The organism is Peribacillus sp. NPDC097295 (assembly GCF_044761665.1).
Lineage (GTDB): Bacteria > Bacillota > Bacilli > Bacillales > DSM-1321 > Peribacillus.
On sequence record NZ_JBIWCW010000004.1, the window covers coordinates 109071 to 131794 of the forward strand.

21 protein-coding genes and 1 other RNA gene are annotated in these 22724 nt (G+C 39.9%); 3 read left to right on the top strand and 19 right to left on the bottom strand.

What is annotated here, in order from left to right; translation table 11 throughout:
- Positions 1 to 90 precede the first annotated feature (90 nt).
- The 9 genes from ACIQXN_RS09100 to ACIQXN_RS09140 form a co-directional block, all read right to left on the bottom strand.
- On the bottom strand, positions 91 to 1239 hold the full coding sequence (locus ACIQXN_RS09100) for a THUMP domain-containing class I SAM-dependent RNA methyltransferase (RefSeq protein WP_402965110.1): 1149 nt from the start codon (positions 1237 to 1239) through the stop codon (positions 91 to 93).
- Entirely contained in the window at positions 1236 to 3320 is a 2085-nt protein-coding gene (locus tag ACIQXN_RS09105) for a sensor domain-containing protein (protein ID WP_402965114.1), read from the bottom strand. Before ACIQXN_RS09105 ends, ACIQXN_RS09100 begins: the two co-directional genes overlap by 4 nt.
- 179 nt (positions 3321 to 3499) lie before the next feature.
- An RNA gene (gene rnpB, locus ACIQXN_RS09110) (RNase P RNA component class B) lies at positions 3500 to 3887 on the bottom strand.
- 78 nt (positions 3888 to 3965) lie between these two features.
- On the bottom strand, positions 3966 to 4277 hold the full coding sequence (gene gpsB, locus ACIQXN_RS09115; protein ID WP_402965117.1) for a cell division regulator GpsB: 312 nt from the start codon (positions 4275 to 4277) through the stop codon (positions 3966 to 3968).
- 203 nt (positions 4278 to 4480) lie between these two features.
- Positions 4481 to 5032: an SLOG family protein gene (locus ACIQXN_RS09120; RefSeq protein WP_402965121.1), complete on the bottom strand. Its 552-nt coding sequence runs from the start codon at positions 5030 to 5032 to the stop codon at positions 4481 to 4483.
- Between the two features lie 67 nt (positions 5033 to 5099).
- Positions 5100 to 5564: a CotD family spore coat protein gene (locus ACIQXN_RS09125; RefSeq protein ID WP_402965125.1), complete on the bottom strand. Its 465-nt coding sequence runs from the start codon at positions 5562 to 5564 to the stop codon at positions 5100 to 5102.
- Positions 5565 to 5987: 423 nt separating this feature from the next.
- On the bottom strand, positions 5988 to 7241 hold the full coding sequence (locus tag ACIQXN_RS09130) for a ribonuclease H-like domain-containing protein (protein ID WP_402965128.1): 1254 nt from the start codon (positions 7239 to 7241) through the stop codon (positions 5988 to 5990).
- Positions 7242 to 7308: 67 nt separating this feature from the next.
- A complete protein-coding gene (locus ACIQXN_RS09135) occupies positions 7309 to 9555 on the bottom strand; it encodes a DEAD/DEAH box helicase (protein WP_402966076.1) in 2247 nt (748 codons plus the stop codon).
- Positions 9556 to 9672: 117 nt separating this feature from the next.
- The gene (locus ACIQXN_RS09140) at positions 9673 to 10440 is read right to left on the bottom strand and encodes an alpha/beta fold hydrolase (protein ID WP_402965132.1); all 768 of its coding nucleotides are present in this window, start codon (positions 10438 to 10440) and stop codon (positions 9673 to 9675) included.
- A gap of 141 nt (positions 10441 to 10581) precedes the next feature.
- Between ACIQXN_RS09140 and ACIQXN_RS09145 the strand changes: the two genes are divergently transcribed.
- Positions 10582 to 11040, top strand: coding sequence for an Hsp20/alpha crystallin family protein (locus tag ACIQXN_RS09145; RefSeq protein WP_402965136.1), 459 nt, complete (start codon positions 10582 to 10584; stop codon positions 11038 to 11040).
- Between the two features lie 73 nt (positions 11041 to 11113).
- Here ACIQXN_RS09145 and ACIQXN_RS09150 read toward each other — a convergent pair whose 3' ends face one another.
- From ACIQXN_RS09150 to ACIQXN_RS09165, 4 genes are all read right to left on the bottom strand, one after another.
- Positions 11114 to 11908 (bottom strand): YppG family protein, encoded by a 795-nt coding sequence (locus tag ACIQXN_RS09150; protein WP_402965139.1) that lies wholly within the window; start codon positions 11906 to 11908, stop codon positions 11114 to 11116.
- A gap of 75 nt (positions 11909 to 11983) precedes the next feature.
- Positions 11984 to 12352 (bottom strand): YppE family protein, encoded by a 369-nt coding sequence (locus ACIQXN_RS09155; protein WP_402965142.1) that lies wholly within the window; start codon positions 12350 to 12352, stop codon positions 11984 to 11986.
- A 72-nt stretch (positions 12353 to 12424) separates the two neighbouring features.
- Complete coding sequence (locus tag ACIQXN_RS09160; protein WP_402965145.1) at positions 12425 to 12694, bottom strand: hypothetical protein; 270 nt, start codon at positions 12692 to 12694, stop codon at positions 12425 to 12427.
- A 335-nt stretch (positions 12695 to 13029) separates the two neighbouring features.
- On the bottom strand, positions 13030 to 13998 hold the full coding sequence (locus tag ACIQXN_RS09165; protein ID WP_402965148.1) for a DUF2515 family protein: 969 nt from the start codon (positions 13996 to 13998) through the stop codon (positions 13030 to 13032).
- Positions 13999 to 14137: 139 nt separating this feature from the next.
- Between ACIQXN_RS09165 and recU the strand changes: the two genes are divergently transcribed.
- Positions 14138 to 14749, top strand: coding sequence for a Holliday junction resolvase RecU (recU, locus tag ACIQXN_RS09170; protein WP_402965151.1), 612 nt, complete (start codon positions 14138 to 14140; stop codon positions 14747 to 14749).
- A gap of 29 nt (positions 14750 to 14778) precedes the next feature.
- Positions 14779 to 17463: a PBP1A family penicillin-binding protein gene (locus ACIQXN_RS09175; RefSeq protein ID WP_402965157.1), complete on the top strand. Its 2685-nt coding sequence runs from the start codon at positions 14779 to 14781 to the stop codon at positions 17461 to 17463.
- A 14-nt stretch (positions 17464 to 17477) separates the two neighbouring features.
- Here the strand turns inward: ACIQXN_RS09175 and ACIQXN_RS09180 are convergent, their stop codons facing one another.
- The 6 genes from ACIQXN_RS09180 to ACIQXN_RS09205 all read right to left on the bottom strand — a co-directional run bounded on the left by ACIQXN_RS09180 (position 17478) and on the right by ACIQXN_RS09205 (position 22711).
- Positions 17478 to 18017 carry a YpoC family protein gene (locus ACIQXN_RS09180; RefSeq protein WP_402965161.1) on the bottom strand — a complete coding sequence of 180 codons (540 nt, stop codon included), beginning with the start codon at positions 18015 to 18017 and terminating at the stop codon, positions 17478 to 17480.
- On the bottom strand, positions 18014 to 18670 hold the full coding sequence (nth, locus tag ACIQXN_RS09185) for an endonuclease III (RefSeq protein ID WP_402965165.1): 657 nt from the start codon (positions 18668 to 18670) through the stop codon (positions 18014 to 18016). Before nth ends, ACIQXN_RS09180 begins: the two co-directional genes overlap by 4 nt.
- Positions 18671 to 18692: 22 nt before the next feature.
- A complete protein-coding gene (locus ACIQXN_RS09190) occupies positions 18693 to 19388 on the bottom strand; it encodes a DnaD domain-containing protein (RefSeq protein WP_402965168.1) in 696 nt (231 codons plus the stop codon).
- 126 nt (positions 19389 to 19514) lie between these two features.
- Positions 19515 to 20807, bottom strand: a complete 1293-nt coding sequence (asnS, locus tag ACIQXN_RS09195) for an asparagine--tRNA ligase (protein ID WP_402965172.1) — start codon at positions 20805 to 20807, stop codon at positions 19515 to 19517.
- A gap of 224 nt (positions 20808 to 21031) precedes the next feature.
- Entirely contained in the window at positions 21032 to 22216 is a 1185-nt protein-coding gene (locus ACIQXN_RS09200) for a pyridoxal phosphate-dependent aminotransferase (protein WP_402965176.1), read from the bottom strand.
- A gap of 18 nt (positions 22217 to 22234) precedes the next feature.
- Positions 22235 to 22711 (bottom strand): cell wall elongation regulator TseB-like domain-containing protein, encoded by a 477-nt coding sequence (locus ACIQXN_RS09205; protein WP_402965180.1) that lies wholly within the window; start codon positions 22709 to 22711, stop codon positions 22235 to 22237.
- Between the last annotated feature and the right edge of the window lie 13 nt (positions 22712 to 22724).

The window sequence follows — 22724 nt, forward strand, 5'->3', positions numbered from 1 at the left end:
TAACAGAAATGGAAGGGATAATCAAGAATAGAACCCACCTTTAGATAAAATGTCCTGATTTTTCTAAATCTTATATTATATTATACCTATTTATTCCCCTCTAGGTTGTCTAGCCGGCCTTTTCCCCCAATATTGATAAAAGTCCGTCCTGATGAATCCATTGAACAACTTCCTTTTCTTCGTAGCTGGCTTCCCATAATGCTGTTCAAAGTCCGGGTTCGAGGTAATCATATAAATAGACCATGTGTCCAGCTTTTTAAATGCTTCACCCATTTCTCGATACATTTGCTCAACGGCTTTCTTCTCACCGAGACGTTCGCCATACGGAGGATTCCCCACTATGACCCCATATTCCTTTCTCGTCGAGATATCTCTGACCTGCATTTGTTTGAAATCGATCAAATCTCCAAGACCCGCTTCAAAACTATTGGCTTTTGAGATTTCCACCATGCGATGATCGATGTCACAGCCTGAGATATCCAAATATTGATCATAATCAGCCAAATCTTCGGCTTCATTTCTCGCTTCATCCCATACCTTACTGTCCATCCATGACCAGCTTTCAGAAACGAAATCACGGTTAAATCCAGGTGCGATATTCTGTCCAATCAATGCGGCTTCTATAGGAATCGTTCCAGATCCACAGAATGGATCGATGAAAGGTTTATCAGGTTTCCAGTTTGTAAGCATGATCAAAGCTGCTGCCAATGTTTCCTTAAGGGGCGCTTCACCTTGTCCTGTACGATAGCCACGTTTATGTAATCCAGCACCCGATGTGTCAATCGTAAGCGTAACTAGATCTTTTAGGATGGATACCTCAATTTTAAATAACGGGCCCGTTTCTTCAAACCAAGAAACTTGTTTGTACTTACTTTTTAATCTATCTACAATCGCTTTTTTAACGATGGCCTGGCAATCAGGCACACTATACAACTGAGATTTAACCGATTTCCCACTTACGGGAAACTCCACATCTGCGGATAAATAATCTTCCCAGTTCAATGCTTTGGTTTTTTCAAATAGTTCATCAAAAGAATACGCTTTAAATTCAGCTACTTTAATTTTCACGCGATCGGCACTGCGTAGCCATAAATTTGAACGGGCTATAGCCGATTGATCTCCTTTGTACATAATTTTTCCGTTTTCAACTTGACAATCGTAACCTAGGTCACGCACTTCCTTTGCAACAATAGATTCCAATCCCATTGCTGACGTTGCAATAATATCGAATTGTTTCATTCGTCATGCACCTTCTTTCCATTAATCAAACTCGGTTCCCACATTTCCAAAAAGCCTTGTAGATCAGAAAATGGTAACGGTTTCGACAGGTAAAACCCTTGAATGATATCACACTTTTGCCTTTTCAAAAAGTCTACATGCTTTTTAAGTTCTACGCCTTCTGCTATGATTTCCAGATTAAGCGCCTTAGCCATGGTAATGATTGCTTTCACAATAGCCGAATCATCTTTATAATTACTTAAATTTTTAATGAAGCTCTGGTCAATTTTAAGAGCATCAATCGGAAATTTCTGCAAGTAACTCAAAGAGGAGTAGCCCGTCCCAAAATCATCAATGGACAATTTAAGTCCGTACTGTTTAAGTGTAACCAACTTCCTTACTGAATCCTGCCCATTAGGCATGATCATGCTTTCCGTCAATTCCAGCTCCACACGATAGGGATTGATGTTTGTATTTTCTATAAGGCTAATCACATCTTTCACAAAGTTTTCCTGAGTGAAATGCAAAGCCGATATATTGATACTTACCTTTAAATTAGGATACCCAGATATATGAAGATTTTTAACATCTTCACAAGCCTTTTTGATGACCCACTGGCTAATTGGGATGATTAAACCCGTTTCTTCCGCTATCGGGATGAATTCGGCTGGAGAAACCTGGCCCAATTCAGCCTCATTCCAACGAAGAAGAGCTTCCACCCCCGCCACTTCACCGGTTTCCAGAAAAACCTGCGGATGATAATGGACTTGAAGCTCATTGTTGCCAATTGCGGTATGTAGCTTATTTTCAATTGTTCTCCTTCGGGTATCATTCCCCGTTTGCGATTCTTCATGATATAATTCAAAGCCGTTAACACCCTTAGACTTCGCATTATTCAACGCTTTTTCGGCATTTATTAATAAAGTCTCAACTTGCAAGCCATCAAAGGGATACAAACCTATACCTATACTAGCTGAAGTATACGCTTCTTGGTCATATAAATAAAAAGGTTGCTTAAGTGCTGAAATGATATCTTGCGAAATGTGGACAGCTTCTTTTACATGCTTTAAATTCGGCAAAACAATGATGAACTCGTCACCCCCGAACCTTGCGAGCACATCTTTACTTTTCAGCATCCTCTTAATTCGTGCAGCTACTTTTTTCAGCATTAAATCTCCATATTCATGACCAAGTGTTTCATTAATCACCTTAAAGCGGTCAAGGTCTAAGTGTAACACAGCAAGAATCTGTTCATACTTTTGAGAGGTTTTCATTAAAGCACTCAGCTCTTCATTCAAGGAAGAACGGTTGGCCGTCCCAGTTAACGCATCATACCGGATTAGCTTTTGAAGTTGATTTTCCTTATGCTTTTTATCGGTAATATCCGAAAACAAAGCGACATGGTTCGTGACTTCCCCAGAATCATCCACAATGGCATGGATCGTTAACCATTCAGGAAAAACCTCACCGTTTTTACGTTTATTCCAGATTTCTCCGCTCCATCGTCCTTTTTCGGAAATATCTTTCCACATAGCGTCATAAAAATCCTTTTTATGGTATCCAGATTGAAGAATGTTTGGTCTTTCCCCGATGGCCTCTTCTTCTGTATAACCTGTTACAATTTGAAAGGCTGGATTGACAGAAAGAATCACGCCTTGTTTATCCGTATACAATACACTTTCTTCTATATTCATAAATATTTTTTCAGCGAGGGCCCTTTCAGCTTCTTCCCTTAACTGAAGTGTATGATTGTCGAAAATAACAAAGTACAGCAGCCGCCCTGTTATTGATATTTCACTGATTTTCATCTCCGCTTCAAATCGTGTTCCATTTTTATGGATCAGCATTTGGGAACCACAATATACTCGATGGCGCTGTAATTCCTTGCTTATCATTTCAAACCTATCCAAACTCGCAAATAAAGAAGAAAATAAAATGTCACAATGATCGAATCCACTGAACCCAATGATTTTTTCCGCAGCCTTATTTGCTTGGGTGATTACACCTTCTCCAGAAAAGGTCAAAGCACCCTCCTGCATCAGTTGCAAGATGTTATTAGTTAAAGAAAATACTTCCGGAAGACCGACCTGCATATCCCTCATGTTGATAACCTCCGATTAAGTTGTTTATACTTCAATGATAAAGTATTTTTCACAGGATGTGTGAAGAAACGAAGGATATTTTCAACATTTTAAGACATATTTAACAAAAAAAATCATAAACAAAACAAAAACTCTCCTTATCAAAAGGAGAGTTGGTCTTTAATTGTTATATGATAACGTTCTGTAAGCCATGTTTTGTTCCTCAGTACTACAAGCGACTTGCGTCTCGTACTTCGGCGGTAATCATCTATCTACAGAAGCATTGCTCCTGTCCTTCTCCTCGTTCAATTCCAAGGAAGAAAGCGCCCCTACCATTAATTTGGGTTTCTCGCTCGTGGGGTTTACCTCGTTCCACCCTTTACATTTCTGCAAAGGCTCCGTCACTGTGGCACTTTTATAGGTATTCATGCCATATCCAAAGGACTTAGGCATTTTCCCAGCCGTCAACAGTCCAAGACTGTTTCCCAAGCTTATTTTTTCGCCAGGCACGAACACTACGGGCATCTCAGCCCGTGCGAGCATGGACTTTCCTCTACTGCATAAATGCAGCAGCAATTACCCAAACGTTAACATAACATTATTGATTATAAAACATTATCAAAGAAAATACAATACAATTTCAAAAAAAGATAATAACAGGCACACTTAATCGAAAAGCTTATTTCCAAAGACGTGCTTTTCTAAATTGGATAACCGTTTCAAAATATCAAAGTTCGTAGTACCAGGAGTAGCTCCTGGAGCAGGCTGACTCGGACGTTTCGGATTCTCTTCAGTTTGCTTTCTCAATTTGAGATTTTCTTGTTTAAGGTCTTCAATTTCCTGATGGAACACTTCATAATCCTTGATGATTAGATCTAAAAACTGGTCTACATCTTCAGGTTTATAACCTCGCATTGCCGTTTTAAAATCCTTTTCAAGAATATCCTTAGCCGTTAATTTTATCTTATCGGATATCATAAGACTTCACCTCAATACTTTCGCCAATACAATCGACTTTTTTTTATTTTTTCAAATCTGCTTGGATTTGTCAAACAAACACATTCATTTTACAAATAAGAGCTAATTTTGCAGCTTGAATATTGACATTGTTTATCTAATTTTCACCATAATATGATTATGCTTCGGAAACGACATTTAGTCCATAATTATTTGCTAACGTTTCAATCGTCAGCCCAGTTATCCTCTTCCGCTACTTGTTGCAGATCGTCAAAACTAATTTGGTATATCGGATATATTTGAGATTCTGCTTTTTTCACGGCTTCGTAATAAGCAAATTTCGCGGACCCTTCCTTTTCAGGATCGAAAACAATCATCATGGCATCACTTTTATGGACCATATAACTATTTTTAATTTTCAACTGTTGTGGCCCTTCGTACGGCTTCTTGAAAATTGATTCGACAAAATCGGCACCAGCCAAAATAGAACGGTAATAGTCCTGATTTGTCTCATTCCATGATTCTTCCTGATTCAGAAATGGAGTGAGCACACCCAGTTTCAAGGGAGGATACTCCTGTTTAATCTCGTAAACCACCTCTGCCCCCCAAAGTTCCGATCCCAATTGACCAGAAATGATTACCCATTCAAGTCCATCCTCTACTAAGGGGATAAGCCGTTGCCTTATGGCCTTTTTTATGAATTGGACACCTTCATGGTCATTCTTAAATATTCCCAATTCAAATGCTTTATAGCCGGTTAGATACAAAACCTTCATTTAAGTGCCATCCTCCCTTTCAGGCATTATGTATGAAAAATAAGGGCTTATTAAGCCCTTAATCATTTCAATATCCAAATTGCCTTGGTGGGCAGCATGGATTGACTGGTGGCATTCCACATACCAAGTTTTGGGTATAACACTCGTTCACTACTGATTGAGTATGAGGGAAATAGTGTTTAAATGTGTTGCAATGTTTATTTACAGTTGTTGTATGAGATGGGTGAATAACTGGAATCACTGTGTTGGTAACGTTCGTGTTGACATATTGTTGTGTTGGAGAAACCTGTGCAGGTGCTGTTTGAGTTGGAAATGCCTGAGTTGGACCTTGTTGTGCTCCCATCACATTTCCACCGTACCCTGCATTCATTGGGCTATATGCACCCATTACGTTGGATTGTGCCCCCATTACATTGGACTGTGCTCCCATTACATTAGAATGCGCACCCATTACGTTGGATTGTGCTCCCATTACATTGGATTGCGCACCCATTACATTAGATTTATATCCTCCACAATTACGAAAATACATTTACAATTCGTCCCCTTTCATCAGATAAGTTTGCCTTACCATTACAGACTATGAAAAAAAGGGTAGACGTGTACTGATGAAAAAACCTATTTATACCAAATACTATCATAAAAACTTTTATTATATTTGGGTGGCTTTATGTTTTGGCATGTGTGCCTTTTATAAAAAAGAATAAAAACTGTCTTTCAGTGATGTAAATAAAACAATCGTCAAACATAGGACAACAAAAAACAGAAATAAGGTGGTTTTATACATTTCTTCGCTCCGCTTTCACTTTAAAGTTTATTTAATTGTCGGACTCTCATTATCTTCGACGATTACCATTTTACACATTAAGACTAGAGGCTACAACACTTGTATACTATTTTTTTCCTTGCAGAAATTATTACAACAAACAGTGTGGCTTTCGTATCTGCAATCATTTTAAAGTCCATTTTTCCTTTGAAGCCTTGCCATCCTTTTTTCTAAATCCAAAAGATTCTTTTTCAGGTTTTTCCCAGTTCCCGTCTTCATCATTTCTTCGTACGCTTTTTTTGTACATATAAGAGCAGAAACCGCGTCCTTAGATTGGTGTTCCAAAATTTTCGCACATTCTATCTGAGCCTCGATTCTCAATTGAGGACTACCACCCTTCAACGCCACTTCTTTCCAGATCGCAAGTGCTTCATCGAATTTCCTTTGTTTCTTTTTCTGGAAAGCTATGGCGTGACCGGCCATGAGCCGATCTTCCTCATTCCCCACTTCCCTTATTTTTTCATACGTTACAACTGAATCTTTCTTTTTCCCTAAATACGCGAACCAGCGAGCGATTTCCAATGATTCTTCCGTATATCCATCCATTTGGAGGATTTTTCGGGACAAGTGAATATATAAAGTGATAAGCGATAATATATCCAGTTCATTATGTTTCATGATTCCAAAAAGAATTTCAGGGTTCTTCCGCTCCACAAAATCGAAATAAATCATCGGCGCCAAGTATCCCGGAATATCATCTTGCCGGCTAAAACCTAAAATATCTGTTTCCACGGCAGATAATTTAACCCGTTCCAATTTATTTTTCCAAAGGCGCCTTGATGCATGATACAAATCAAAATGACCGAATTCCGGAAGTTTTGGGACATGCTCTTTAATCAAGGTATGCCTGGTTTTTAACTGTGGCCAATCGAATGCCTTGCCATTATACGTAACGAGTGTTTCATAATTGATGTTCTCAAGAAAACTTTGGTAAAGCGGGATTTCACTGCCAGGCTGCGGTAGGATATGCTGCTTGACGACAACTTCTTCCCCTTCAAGATAAGCATAGCCTAGTAAAAAGATCGTATTTCCAGCTCCGCCTCCAAGCCCTGTCGTTTCCGTATCAAAGAAAAAAAGTTCTTCGCTCTTAACCCCTTTGGCAGAAAGGGGATGCTCAACGGAAGATTGGTTCCACGCATTTACAATCCTCTTCAATTCCAGGAATGAATACAAACCATGCTTATGTTCCAACGGATAACGTACTTCTCGTACGAAACAATAATCACCATCGAAATGATAGGCAACGGTATCGTTCCCGATCCACTTATCAAGAAATGGAATATCTTTTTCCAACCTACCCGGCTCCTCTTTCGGCGAAGGTCGATCCGGTGCTTCAAGGTTCATGTGGTTTTTCATTCGATTCAGTTTATTTTTTAATGACAAAATTACACCTCTATTCATGTGTTTCGGCCATGTTCCATAATCGTTACCTGTCCTTAATACCTTCAGGCTAGAATTGATCCAATAACTGAATGCTTCTATTTTTGGCGTGTATACCTTCTATTTCAGTCCCTATACACGAAGGGCATCCGTCTTTGCAAGGACATTTCCGAATAAGATTCTTCGCCGCATCCCTAACATGGTCAAACCGCTTATAAACATCTTCAGCTAGCCCTATCCCTCCTGGATAATGATCGTACAAGAAAATGGTGGGAAGCTGGGTATGCGCCGCTTTTATCTGTGCAACGACATGGATATCATTCCTATCGCACATAACATGAATGGGGACTATATGCCCTAAAACATTTGCAATACCTTGTAGGAGCTGCTCCAATGTTTTTTCGCCAAGTGTAGAATCAACTTCTTTTAATTCTAACCAGGTTGCGCTAGTATGCAGTTCTTCCTCTGGTAAGTAGATTGGGCCAGAGCCTATATTTTCAAAAGTCGTAAGCTTAATTTTTTTAAATATGCTTGGTAAGATATTAATGGTTACATCGCCATAATTAATGGACGACTCTCTTCTATTTACCGTTTTATCTATTTCCAGTACTTTCAGCTGTACGGCTAAGTTAGCATCTGTATAATACTCCACGTCCACTTCTCGCACATAAGCCTTTTTATGTTCCCAATCCAGCTTTTCAACTTGGTACTGGACACCTTCATGTAAGTATATTGCTTCATCATGCAAGAGGGTCATGGCGCTAAACCGGTCCATTTCACCGATGATTCTTACGTTCGCCGTTTCTGATTGGTCGACTATAACGACATTTTCTTGAGACGCTGACCGTAAACTGATATTGCCAGCAGGAAAGGATTGGTGGGCCCAATAGAATTTATCCCCATTTTGGTGGATAACCCTTTCTTCCACTAGATATTCTAAAATTTCCTTCACGTCCAAGGGCCCGAATTCTTCATTCTCATTAAAAGGGAGTTCATAGGCGGCACACTTCAAGTGGTCAACCAAAATGATTAAATTCTCCGGATTGATCCGGGCAGACTCAGGAGAACGGTCGAAAAAGTATTCCGGATTTTGTACAATGTACTGATCTATGGGGGTTGAACTTGCGACCATCAGTATTAATGCTTCCCCATGCCTTCTCCCTGCCCTTCCTGCTTGTTGCCATGTACTAGCTACACTCCCGGGGTATCCTGTCATGATGCAGACCTGCAACTGTCCTATATCCACTCCTAATTCTAAAGCGTTCGTACTGACGACCCCTAATATATCACCATCTCTTAATCCCCGTTCGATTTCCCTTCTTTGCTTTGGTAAATATCCGCCGCGGTACCCTCTAATTGATTTTGACCCGATTTTATTTTTCACCAATTCCTGCAGATGGCTTAAAATGATTTCCACTCTAACTCGGCTGCGAGCAAAAACGATTGTCTGAATTTTATTCTTCAAGAATTCCTTCGCTAGATTATTAACTTCCACAGTAGCACTTTTTCTTATGTTCAAGGGTTTATTAACAATTGGAGGATTGTAAAAAACGAAATGCTTCCTTCCACTAGGTGCCCCATTATCATCTATTAGCCGCATGGGATTTCCTGTTAGCTGTTCGGCTAATTCTTTAGGGTTAGCGATAGTGGCGGATGTACAGATAAAGATTGGGTTACTACCATAAAATTCACAGATCCTTTTTAACCGTCGAATGACGTTCGCAACATGACTGCCAAACACACCCCTATATGTATGAAGTTCATCAATGACCACATACTTCAAGTTTTCAAATAGGCTTACCCACTTTGTATGATGTGGAAGAATGGCTGAATGCAGCATATCCGGGTTTGTAATGACAATATGGCCAGCCTTCCTTACCACCTGGCGAATAGCAGGTGAAGTATCGCCGTCATAGGTATAGCTTTTGATATCTATTCCCATTTCGTTTATAATCTCGTTCAATTCGCTTTTCTGGTCTTGCGCCAAGGCTTTCGTTGGGAAAATATACAAAGCACGATTGGCATCATTTTCTGCAATGGACTGTAAAACTGGAAGGTTATAACACAATGTCTTTCCAGAAGCGGTAGGAGTTACCGCTACAATATTTTCTCCATTCCTCAATGTTTCGTATGCTGAATACTGGTGGCTATAAAGTTCACCAATCCCCCTTTCTTGTAAAGCGTTCTTAATTCTATCGTCTACGCTGGAAGGTAACGGTCTCGTTTTCGCTTCCCGCGGTTCAATTTCATGCCAATTGATAATATTTTCATTTTGCCTTAGTTCTTTTATTAGTTCAGAAAGTGATTTCTTTCCAATCATACTAGTCACCTCTATTTTAGTTTACCGAATAAACGTTTGGTTGCCTAGTTGGGGTATACTGGAAAACGAAAAAAAGACCTAAAATGCTTAGGTCCCATAGTAAGTTTGCTCCTTCTATTTATTTTCTTCAACAAACCGTCCAATTTCTCTTGCCAGCTGGTCAGGATTTTCAAGCATCCCCATATGGCCGCATCCTTCTAAGACTACTTCTTTAATATGCTTTCCCTTTACGGAAAACGTCTTTTCCAGCGGTATGACTTTATCTTTATCTCCCGCCACCAAAAGGACAGGTAGCTCGGTATCCTTTAATACGTAATTTTTGTCTTCCCTATTTCTCATAGCATGCAAAGAACCGATTGCTCCCGTTTCCTTTGTTTGATACCCGATGTTCTTAACCAGTTCGATATGGGGATCATTTTGATCTGCAAATAACTTCGGGATAAGCCCATCAATGAAAATCGGCATGCCAGCGGTCTCGATTTTTTCAACAGAACTCATTCGTCCTTCCTTACCTGCCTCATCGTCTGGGAAAGCGGTAGAATGAATAAGGGAAAATCCTTTCAATTTATCCGGGAACTTTTCAGCAAATGCCAAAGTGATGTAACCTCCAAGCGAATGACCGAATAAATAAACCTTCTCAATATTTTGTTCTTCCAAAAACAAAGCTACATCCCTAGCCAAATCTTCGATGGAAAAGGATGCCGCATCAGAATCGCTTGCACCATGACCACGCAAATCCACAGCAATGACCCGGTACTCTTCTTTTAACTTAGGAAGCACCTTTTGCCAGTATTCGCGACTACCGCAAAATCCATGGATAAATAATAGTGTCTCACTTCCTTCTCCACTGTCTATGTATGAGAATTTTCTACTACCTGACATATTCAATCCCTCATCCCTTAATAATTGTTTTAATATTGTTATTCCCTGCTTACCTATAACTAAACCAACATAGTCCATTCACATATTTCCGGTTCCTACATAGCCTATAGGCAAAGGAATTTTTAGTTAGGAGGACCGGTGATGACCCCATTTGAAAGGAACGATAATCAGGAAAGAAAAGAACCCTTTACCCACTTCATCAACAAAATGGATCGTTTGTTTTCAGAAAGGCCCCCTAGAGGAATGCTACAGTCACTGGATGGTCTCTTTGGTTCGACAAAAGAACAAAGTTTCCCCGTCCGTCTTCATGAAACTAATACCGAATACATTCTCACGGCAACCTTGCCTGGTATTCCTCGGAGCCATATTTCCATTGATTTATTGCCACAATCGGTTACCATTTCTACGAGAGTTAGTGCCGAGAAGAATCATCAATCAACAAATTTCATAAGAAATGAAAAATCAGCAAGCCAATTATCAAAAACCCTTACATTTTCAAAACCCATTGATGAAAGAAAAGTAAGGGCAAGCCATCGTGATGGTATCCTAACCTTGAATTTGCCAAAAGTAAAAGGGAACCGCATCGAAATCAATGATTAATTTTTTGGACAAATTAAAGTAGACTTAAAAGAGGCTGGGTCCCTTTCAAGTCTACTTTTTCTATTTTCACCACCTAAACTTTGAAGAACCCTCCTACTCCCTTAACCATGGTAGAAACTTGAGAAACTGTATTCATCATTTGTCCAGCCGTATTCATCATTTTCGTAATATCCATCGAACCATCTTGGGTTTTAAATTGGTTCATGACGGATTTAATGCCCGAAGGCTGCTGTTTTTGCATGAACTGCTGTTTTGGATATGGATTATAAACTTGCTGCTGCATTTGCGGAGGTCGTTTGGTCGGCTGGAGAGGATTATCAAAAGGATTGAAACCCTGAGATTGCTTTTGCATATATTGATTGCCCAGCATTTGTTGGCTAGGCGGCATCGGCTGGTTGCCTAGCATTTGTTGGTTGGGCGGCATCGGCTGATTGCCCAGCATTTGTTGGTTGGGTTGCATCGGCTGATTGCCCAGCATTTGTTGGTTGGGTTGCATCGGCTGGTTGCCTAGCATTTGTTGGTTGGGTTGCATCGGCTGGTTGCCTAGTATTTGTTGGTTGGGTTGCATCGGCTGGTTGCCTAGCATTTGTTGGTTGGGTTGCATCGGCTGCATTACACTGCTGCCTGGCAGTGCCCCTGCATTCACGGAGTGTGGCGGCACCTGTTCGTTAGGTGTATAAGCCGCTTGCTGATAAGAATCATGATAGGGCAGCCCGTAGCCTCCATTATGTTGCGAAGGATAAGGATACATCATTGGTTCCTGCTGAGGGTACGGCATTGGTTGCTGATATCCCCCCCAGTATTCTGGCATGGATTGTGTGTACTGTTCTTGATGGGGGAAGACTGGATTATAATCCGATCTCATCATATTTCATGCTCCCTCCTCTTTTTTCCTGACTTGGTTCCTTATTATATGAAAAAAGAGGATATTAGTGTAAAAGATTTATGATAATAATCGGTCTACTTCTGTTTTCACATTGTTAAGGATATATTCAATGGATTGAATGTGACTCTTAAACCGTTTGTAACTGGTCTTCGGAAAAAACGCCTGAACGGCAACATCCGAAAGATTATTGGCGGTTTGTTCAATTTGCTCAGGATACAAATGTTTGAAAGGTGTTTCCTTCATCCACACTTTTATTCCATTTTCCCATTCCGTACAACTAGCTTGGACTTGATCAGCAAAAGGCTTAACCTCCGTGAAGAAATCTTTTTCTTTTCCTTCACTCCGGACACTGTCATATATATCATTCGCTCGATTTACATATATTAATAATTGTTCAGTCAGTTTTTGAAGATTCTCTTTTTGCACAATAATTCCTCCGTAGCCTGTTTCCATCAGTATAATCGAGTTTATGAAAAAATGAAATGCTACGGCTTATATTCAAACTTCAGCTAAAATTTTTGGATTGACAATTGATTTTATCGATTTAACCGGTGAGAGGCGGCTAACATCTTCATTCTCTACCCAGAATTCCCCGGCTTTTTCCATCGATTCCTGAACCTCGTTCACTAATTTATGCTGTTTTGCCCAAAGTTTACAACGAGCTGTATTCATGGACTCACCATAGACATTTTCCAAATGGTCCAGGCTGGTACTGATCTCTGCTATCATACTTAAAATTTCTTCTGTTGCTACACTTTTATCGTTCATGCTGACCCCTCCCATTCTATACGTGTATTATTCTTTTTTTGAATAGAAAGCCCTTCCAGGTTGACAAAACTAGAAGTGAATCGGCAAAGAAAGTGTAAATTTCTTAATTTATAGTGGCCTTCGACAATAAGTAACGAATGAAGCTGGCTATTTTAAACAAGAATACAAGCAGGAGGTGATTTATATGCAGTCGAATGATAGCAAACAGCAGAAAAACGAAAAACGACAAAAGCCGCCCACCGAAAAGGAATTAAGTGGAAATCCGAAGCTTAATGGAGAAAACAAACCCTCTACCTAAACGTAAAGAGGATTGATACACATCAGGGAAGGCAGAATCACCGCCTTCCCTTTTTCATTTTTTTAGAGATCAGGTACTTGAACATTGCGGTGGTATGCAGTTGCTTTTGTTTGTGATCGAACCAATCGGTCAAATGCGGGTCTTCATTCCACTGCGGTTCATGGAACCATTCCTTTTTCACTTTATTCTTTATGGCCCAATTTTTTGGCACAAGAGGCCGGTGATGGACGATTGGATATACTGCCCTCAGCATCGGGGTTTCATATAGCCTGGGTCTCTTTCTGTACTGTTCATAATCAAACCTTGCTCCAGTTGGCTCCGTTCTGCTGGCGAATTCGAAAAAAAGGGGAAATAATTCTTCCCTAAATAGAAGATCAGCCAATCTTTTTCCCAATTCGATTCTTTCATCTACGTTTCGAAAATGCGAGACGGACGCTCCATACAACTCCCCCTTACAGGTTGGAAATAATACTGTACTAAAGTGCATACAGTCTTGAAGAAAAAATAGTATAGAATGAAATACGAGAGATCGCTTTTTGATGATTGGCTCAATAATGTTCTGTTCATTTATAATAAGGGCGGTCATTAATCTATCTCGATCTCCAGATTCCCAAAAAGAGCACCATTCATTTTCGATGAAGCCAGTAATAAAAAAATGTGGGCATAAGTGAAACAAAGGACGTTTATACTTCGTCGAATAATGATAGAGAAGTAACTGCGGATAGGCATCCTCAAAGATTCGCCAATTCGCTTCTTCGTAAGTCAGAAATAACTGCCTTCTATATTTCGGACTCAATAATTTCGAATACCAAACTCCTTCAAGGTCACACATATTCCATCCTGCATTACGTGAAACCATCCCTGCTAGATAGGACCATTTTATTTCCGGATGGAGGACGAAGAAATTTTCATAAGCTTTAGTTCTTGATACATTATCCTTGTTCCATTTTGCTGTATGACCTCTAATGATTGATAACAATTGTTTTTCCTTGTTTGTTATGTGCATACCCACGAACCGCCATTTCCATTAATTATGACAATTTATATCACTTAAATCCTATCGTTCTAAGAAACAATTCTTTTTATTCACATTTTGGTTTCTTTTTTTGCTAATATAGATAGGTGAAAAAAAAGGAGGGGTAAAAGTGGCGTTTAATTATCCCAACGGACGAAAATTCGTACCCCAGCCCATGAAAGAAAGGAAAAGTCCACTAAAAAAATTCAGTTACAGTAATCGGGGAAAAACATTAGAGGATGATTTGAACGAAACCAATCAGTATTATTTAGCACATGGGATTGCGGTCATACATAAAAAACCGACTCCCGTCCAAATTGTGGATGTCCACTATCCTAAAAGAAGTGCAGCGGTCATTAAAGAAGCTTACTTCAAGCAAGCGTCGACCACGGATTACAATGGTGTCTATAAAGGTAGATATATTGATTTTGAGGCCAAGGAAACTAAAAATAGCAGTTCTTTCCCTCTCAAGAATTTTCATGAACACCAAGTTGAACATATGAAGCAAATCGTTCAGCACGATGGAATTGCTTTTGTAATTATCCGCTTCTCTGCGACGGATAGTATATACTTAATGAGTTCAGAACAACTGGTGTTGTATTGGAATCGGATGAAAGATGGTGGACGGAAATCCATTACGCTGGAAGAGGTCAAGGCCAGTTCAAAGAAGATTACGCTTGGCTTTCAACCGAGAATTGACTATATTAAAGTAGTAGATTTACTTATCGCAGAAAATTTTTAGGTTTTTTCTAGAAAGGCAGGTTAGCTGTAATGGCTGAAAAATATAATACAAGAGAAGAACGTAGAAGGCAGGGTCAGTCACAGAAGAAGACACCCAAAAAAGGCCCGAAAAAACCCACGAACATGCTTAAGCGAGTTTTTCTCATTCTCGTTGCAATTGGAATTATTTGTTTAGTTGTCGGAGGAGCTACATTAGCTTACTTTATCAGTGATGCACCGAAACTTGACGAAAAACTTTTAAAAGATCCTGTCACCTCCAAAATCCTTGATAAAGAAGGTAAATTGCTTGGGGAGGTCGGCACTGAGAATCGTGACTTTATCAATTATGAAGATATACCTGAACAAGTGGAAGACGCATTCCTAGCAACGGAAGATTCCCGTTTTTATTCCCATCATGGGGTGGACTTCCTACGTCTGGGCAGCGCAGTCGTTGCCAACGTCAAAAATGGCTTTGGTTCAGAAGGTGCCAGTACTTTGACCCAACAGGTTATCAAACGCTCTTACTTAACACCTGATAAAACGATTAAAAGGAAAGTTCAAGAAATGTGGCTGGCCATACAGCTAGAAAGAAAATATACAAAACAAGAAATACTGGAGATGTATGTAAATAAAATTTTCTTTGCCAATCGTGCGAACGGGATTCTGACGGCTTCCCAGACCTATTACGGCAAAGATCTGGATGAGTTGGAGCTAAATGAAGTAGCCATGCTTGTCGGGTTACCGCAAAGTCCAAGTCGCTATGATCCATATAAATATCCAGAACGTGCAAAAGAACGTCGCGATATTGTACTTCACCTCATGAATAAACATGGGTATATTAGCGAACAGGATATGAAAAAGGCACAAAATGTTAAAATAACAGCCGGACTTCAAGAGGTAGATAAAAACCAAATCGATACGACTGCTTATGATGCCTTCATCGATTTAGTAATAGAAGAAGTCGGAAATATGGGTGACTACAATGTGTTTACTGATGGTCTGGAAATTCAAACGACCATCGATAAAGACGCCCAAGAATACGTTTATAAAATGTTGAATAGTAATGACATCATTAGTTATCCTAGTGAAGATTTACAAGCCGGTGTTACTTTGCTCGATACGAAAACTGGCGAAATTAAAGCCGTCGGCGGTGGCAGGAACACGAACGTCAAACGCGGTTGGAACTACGCAACAGACGCTAAGCGATCACCAGGTTCGACAATCAAACCTATTTTAGATTATGGGCCAGCAGTGGAATACTTGAACTGGTCAACCTATCAACCTATTAAAGATGAAGAGTATACATACTCTGATGGAACTCCCCTTAAAAATGCATCAGGCTCTCATTATGGAACGGTTCCTATTCGGGAAGCCCTATCGAGGTCATTGAATATACCGGCCTTAAAAGCATTCCAAGAAACCGGGAAAGAACGAGCACGTGATTTTGCAATCGACCTTGGCATACCTTTTGATAAAAATAAGGAACTTACCGAATCCGCTTCAATTGGCGGTGGTACAGATGTTTCTACTTTAGAACTTGCCGGAGCATACGGGGCATTTGGTAATGGTGGGATTTATAACGAACCACATACCGTCAAGAAAATTGTATTACGTGATAAAACTACCATCAAAAACAAAACAGAAACAAAACCTGTCATGAAGGATTCCACTGCTTTCATCGTCACGGATATGCTGAAAAGCGTCATGACTGAAAGCTACGGAACAGGAAGATTGGCCAACATACCGGGGCTACCTGTAGCCGGTAAAACCGGATCCACCAACTTCACGCCAGAACAACGTGCAGCAAACAACATACCATCTTCAGGTGTAAAAGACAGTTGGATGGCTGGTTATACGACTAACTATACAGTTGCCATCTGGGCGGGGTATGATAATGCTTCAGGCAAAAAAATGGAATACCTAGGCGATTCTTCTCAAAGAATACCTAAATACATTTTCAAGAATTTGATGGAACACATGGCCCAATCAAAAGAAACTAAAGACTTTGAACAACCGAGCAGTGTTGCAAAAGTTGGCGTCATAAAAGGATCTAATCCTGTAGTGAAAGCCAACCAATACACTCCAAGTGATAGAATCAGTTATGAATACTATGTTAAAGGACACGAGCCAACACAAGTTACCACAGAATATGAGAAAATAGATACACCTAGTGTCAGTGCGTCTTATAATCAGGAAAGCAACGAAATTCAGCTTTCATGGTCTCATAGTGATGGAGATCCACAATTTGAAGTCCAAATGTCTGTTGACGGCGGCTCAAATAGTGTACTAAAAAAATCGAAAGATACTAGTTTAACTATTCCAAACCCTACACCGGGAAGTAAGTATACTTTTTCTGTCGTAGCCATCGTTGATAATCAACGAAGCGACCCTGCTGGTGCTACAGTAGAGATTCCTAGCGCAATTGAAGAAGAGCCTGAGGAAGAGGAAGATATTGAAGAGCCAGCCGAAGATGAGGATTTGGAAGAAGATACTCCTACCGATGAAGAAGGTAATACAGACGAGGATCCGAATAAGAATCCGGACGAAGGCAATACAGATAATAACGGAAACAATGGTAATGGCAACGGTAATGATGATGCCACCAAAGACGACGATGATGTCGAGGATGAGGATCCAGGTAAAGACGATGAGGATAAACCCACAGAAGCTCCTGAACCTGCTCCTGACCCAGAAAAAGACAAAAATAAAAACAAAGATAAAGAAAATAGCAATTAAAAAAAGGTCTAAGCTTAATCGCTTAGACCTTTTTTCGCTTTTAGTAGCTTGTTTCTTACAAAGAGCTTTTCAAATTCGATGAATAATTCGCTGAGCTGTCTGAATGAATGGTAAAACGCCGGTCTTTCCATGATGAAAGATAATCTTTCAACCAGGTTTATCGGTTTAACCGGAAAGGCTTCCATCTGTTTCTTCCATGCACTTAGCTGCACAGGTTTTTCATTCATCCAATAGACTGCCGAAAAGAATAATTTAATTCCTTCTTTCATAGGCTCCAAAGCCAGTCCCGCTTTTCTATTCGAAAAGAACAATTCGCAATCCGTTTTAATGAGCATCCATTTTTCAAACAGTTCAGGTATATGCATTTCCCCACTCTTCCAAGGTGAATACACTTCTTCCCCCCTGAAAAAAAGCAGCTCATATGAAAACACTTCAAACTCATTGGGATTTCTCCACTCTTGATAGTCTTCCTTTTTTAAAGGTTTTATTTCATTAGGGAAGAAGAATGGATTGTCTAATTCGACCGGCACCTTTATTGAATTTAAATCGTTCATTTGGCTTCTATCCTTTTTAGCCGCTTTTTCCCTTCACGACACAAATCAAGAAGCGGACAGGTTTCACATTTTGGAGACTGGGCTTTACAATGATAGCGACCAAAGAAAATGAGTCTATGATGTGTAACGGACCATTCATCCATTGGCACTTTGGTCATTAAGGTTTTTTCCACTTCAAGCACATTGTCTTTCCAGCGGCATATACCCAGTCTTTTGGACACACGCTCTACATGGGTATCCACTGCTATCGCCGGTACGCCAAAAGCTACTGAGACGACCACATTGGCCGTTTTCCGACCGACACCTGGTAACTTGGTAAGCTCATCACGGTCCCTAGGAACTGTTCGATCATATTCATCAATCAGCATGCGAGACAATTTTTGAATATTTTTAGCTTTATTACGATATAGGCCTATTGAACGAATATCATTCTCTAGCTCCTCTAAAGGGACACTCAGATAATCTTCAGGTGTTTTATATTTTTGAAATAAATTATGGGTCACTTTATTAACCAGTACATCTGTACATTGAGCCGAAAGGGCAACAGCAATCACCAATTCAAATGGATTGGAGTGATTCAGCTCACAATGGGCATCAGGAAACATCTCGCCCATCGTATCCAGACAGTAACGAATTTGAGCTTTATTCAGCATGTTTGTTCTCCTTTAATTCACATTACTGTTCGAGCCAATTATAAAAGGGCACGTCTTTCAAAGGTTGTGTCGATTCTATTTTACGGTCCCTTTTCTGGTGGACTCTGAATTTTTGCCCTTGTTCCCTTGCTTGTTCCAAGGTTTTGATTCCGTTCTTTTTCCACTCGAATAAAATTCGGTCTATATAACGGAAATTCAGTTTACCCGAAATGACCGCCTCCCTTAAAGCGGCTTTGATGATATCAGGTTGATGATCATCCTCCATCCACATTGCAAGGGTCTCACATTCAAATGGTGATAAGGGACGCCCGAACTCCTGTTCAAATATTGTATATAGACTTTCCCCTGCCTTCTGTACCTCGGCAGATTCAGCCTTTTTCAAAGTCTTTAAGAAACAGTCCATCATTTTTTCATACAGTGGATCGAGCGAATATTTCTCCTGGCCAATTTCCTGATTATTTTCAACGACCATCTGAACGAATCCTCTTTGAACTAAACGTTGTATTAAGAATAAGCACTCAGATTCCTGTAAAGTCATTCGGTCGGACAGTTGAGATGGTGCTGGAAAGGGATTGTCTTGTTCGATGAAGCTTTGCAATTGGAGTAGGAGAACCATTTCCTGCTCATTCAGCCCCATTGTCTTATAGTTAGTCAACAAAAAGGATGGAATCGTAATCGTTCCTTCCTTAAACCAAGCATATAAATGTTCTTTATTCATGTATTGGACACCTCTAAATAAGTATAACATGAAAAATGTGATTCGAATAAGCTTATAATTTTAACAGAATAAATAGAAAAAAACGGTTATCTGCCCAATCTGACAGAATAACCGTTTCTCTTGTAATCAAGGATATAAGCGGTTCAAAAGGCGTGGGAACGGAATGGTTTCACGAACATGTTCAACGCCGCTAATCCATGCCACTGTCCTCTCCAAGCCCAAACCAAAGCCCGAATGTGGAACAGATCCGTATTTCCTTAACTCCATATACCATTTATAAGCATCTTCACTCAAACCATGTTCAGCAATACGCTGTTCAAGGAAATCCTGATCATGGATTCTTTCCGATCCACCGATAATTTCCCCATATCCTTCTGGGGCAATCAAGTCGGCACATAGAACGACTTCCTCCCTATTTGGATCAGGCTGCATATAGAATGGTTTAATTTTTGTTGGATAATGAGTAATGAATACTGGCTTATCATAGCTTTCAGCAATCGCTGTTTCATGTGGTGAGCCAAAATCGTCTCCCCATTGAATGTCTTCAAAGCCTTGTTCATGAAGGAATTTGATAGCTTCATCGTAAGTGATCCGTGGGAACGGAGCCTTAATTTGTTCAAGCTTCGTTGTGTCACGACCCAGAGTATTCAATTCAAGCTTACAATTCTTCAGTACAGACTGAATGACGGCTGTGACAAATTGTTCCTGGACTTCAAGGTTCTCTTTAAATTCCACGAATGCCATTTCCGGTTCAATCATCCAGAACTCGATTAAGTGCCTTCTTGTTTTAGATTTTTCTGCCCGGAAGGTCGGACCGAAAGAAAATACTTTTCCTAGGGCCATGGCTGCAGCTTCCATATAAAGCTGGCCGCTTTGTGAAAGATAGGCATCCTCATCAAAATATTTTGTCGCAAATAGCTCACTCGTTCCCTCTGGTGCACTTCCAGTCAAAATCGGCGGATCCACTTTGACAAAACCTTCTTCATTGAAGAATTCATATGTAGCGCGGATGATTTCATTACGGATTTTCATGACCGCATGTTGACGCTTTGAACGAAGCCATAAATGACGATTGTCCATTAAGAATTCCGGTCCATGCGCTTTTGGTGTAATCGGATAATCAACCGATTCATGAATGATTTCTATATTTTTCACCTGTAGTTCATAACCAAAAGGTGAACGCTCATCCTTCTGAATGACTCCCGTTACATACATGGAAGATTCCTGTGTGACCGACTTCGCAGTAGAGAAAAGTTCCTCTCCTACATCTGCCTTCACAACCACCCCTTGGATGAAACCAGATCCATCACGGATTTGAAGGAAAGCAATTTTACCACTTGAACGCTTACTAGCAAGCCAGCCTCCAATTGTCACTTCTTGATCGACAAATTTACTAGCTTCTTTTATTGTAATTTTCACGGAATTTCCCTCCAAATTAACTTAACTTACTAAGAAATTTACTCTATTTATTATACCTATAGGGCACCTTACAAGCAAATTATTCACCTAATCTACTATAAATGCAATAGTTTATCTTCCTGAAAGTTATAAAAGTAAAAATAAGAATCCATATCAAACAGATGGAAGGCAAAAAAAAACCTACAAATCCCTTAATGAAAAGGAATCTGCAGGCTAATTACATACTAAGCCATTTTCGCTTTAACGAATGTATGAATTCTTTCTACAGCTGCTTCAAGAAGATCTAAAGATGTCGCATAGGATAGCCTGATGTTATCTGGAGCTCCGAAACCCGAACCTGGAATAACGGCAACTAGAGCTTCTTCCAATAAAGCTGTCGTAAAATCTTCGACATTGCTGAATCCTGTCAATTCAACTGCACGTTTGACATTGGGGAACAGGTAAAATGCCCCTTGTGGTTTAATGCAGCTCACTCCCGGTATTTCTACCAATTTCCCATAAATCGTATTCAATCTACTTTCAAATGCTTGTCGCATTTCTTCCACCGGTTCTTGTGAACCATCATATGCTGCAATTGCACCATATTGAGCGGTTGTCGTAGGGTTAGAAGTGCTGTGGCTTGCTAGGTTTGTCATCGCCTTGATGATGGCTTCGTCACCTGCTGCATAGCCAATTCTCCATCCTGTCATCGAATGTGATTTAGAAACGCCATTGATGATGATCGTTTGCTTTTTCAATTCAGGAGATATTTCTGCAATCGATGTATGTTTTGCTGTTCCATATACCAATTTTTCATAGATTTCGTCCGATATGATCAAAATGTCATGCTCAAGACAAACTTTACCGATGGCAGCTAATTCCTCTTCTGAGTAAAGCATTCCAGTTGGATTACTTGGAGAGTTGATGATGACCGCTTTCGTTTTCTCAGTGATAGCTTGTTCTAGCTGTTGGTTCGTTATTTTATATTGGTTTTCTTCAGAACCGACAATATAAACTGGTTTACCGCCGGCAAGTTTGATTTGTTCTGGGTAACTTACCCAATATGGGATAGGAACAATTACTTCGTCTTCTTCGTCAAGAATCGCTTGGAACAAAGTATAAAGAGCATGTTTAGCGCCAGAACCGACAATAATTTCCGAAGGCTTGTACTCTAGGCCTTGATCACGTTTTAATTTAGCCGCAATCGCTGCTTTCAATTTTGGAAGTCCAGCAGAAGGCGTGTATTTCGTTTGTCCTTCATTCATGGATTGCATGGCTGCATCGATAATATGTTGAGGAGTATTGTAGTCAGGTTCGCCGGCCCCTAAGCCAATAATATCAAGACCTTGCGCTTTCAGTTCTTTTGCTTTTGCTGTGATTGCCAATGTTGTAGAGGGTGTTAATGACTGAACCCGATTAGCTAATTTCATAGTAAAAAATCCTCCATTCTATATACTTCGATAATATTTAAGCCATTCCCCTGTTTTGAAATCGTAATAATCATAATTGTAACGTTCAGAGTCGTCGAGATATGTTACTTCCCAAAGTGGGACATTCTTTTCCATACCAAGCTTAACTGATATGATTTCTTCAGGTTTTAGCTTTTCGTTCACTATGCTTAAAATCTCTTTTTTTGTCTTGCCTTCTTTAAAATCCCTTACAACTATTTTTTTCTTCTCGTCTTCAGGAATCCAGACAATTTTTTTGCTTCCATTTTTCGTCTTTCCAATGATGACAGAATATGAAGTCTGACCATTATATAGGTAAAACTCGTCCTTTGTATCAATTCCGCCTGCTTTCTTCGCCTTTTCAAAAGCCTCATTTCCAGCTTCTTTTTTATGCTGTAATGCTTTAATGTATGCTCCGCTGACAAAACCGATAAAACAAAGGACTAGGATAGAAGCAATAATCAACCATTTTTTCAAGACCGCTTTTCCC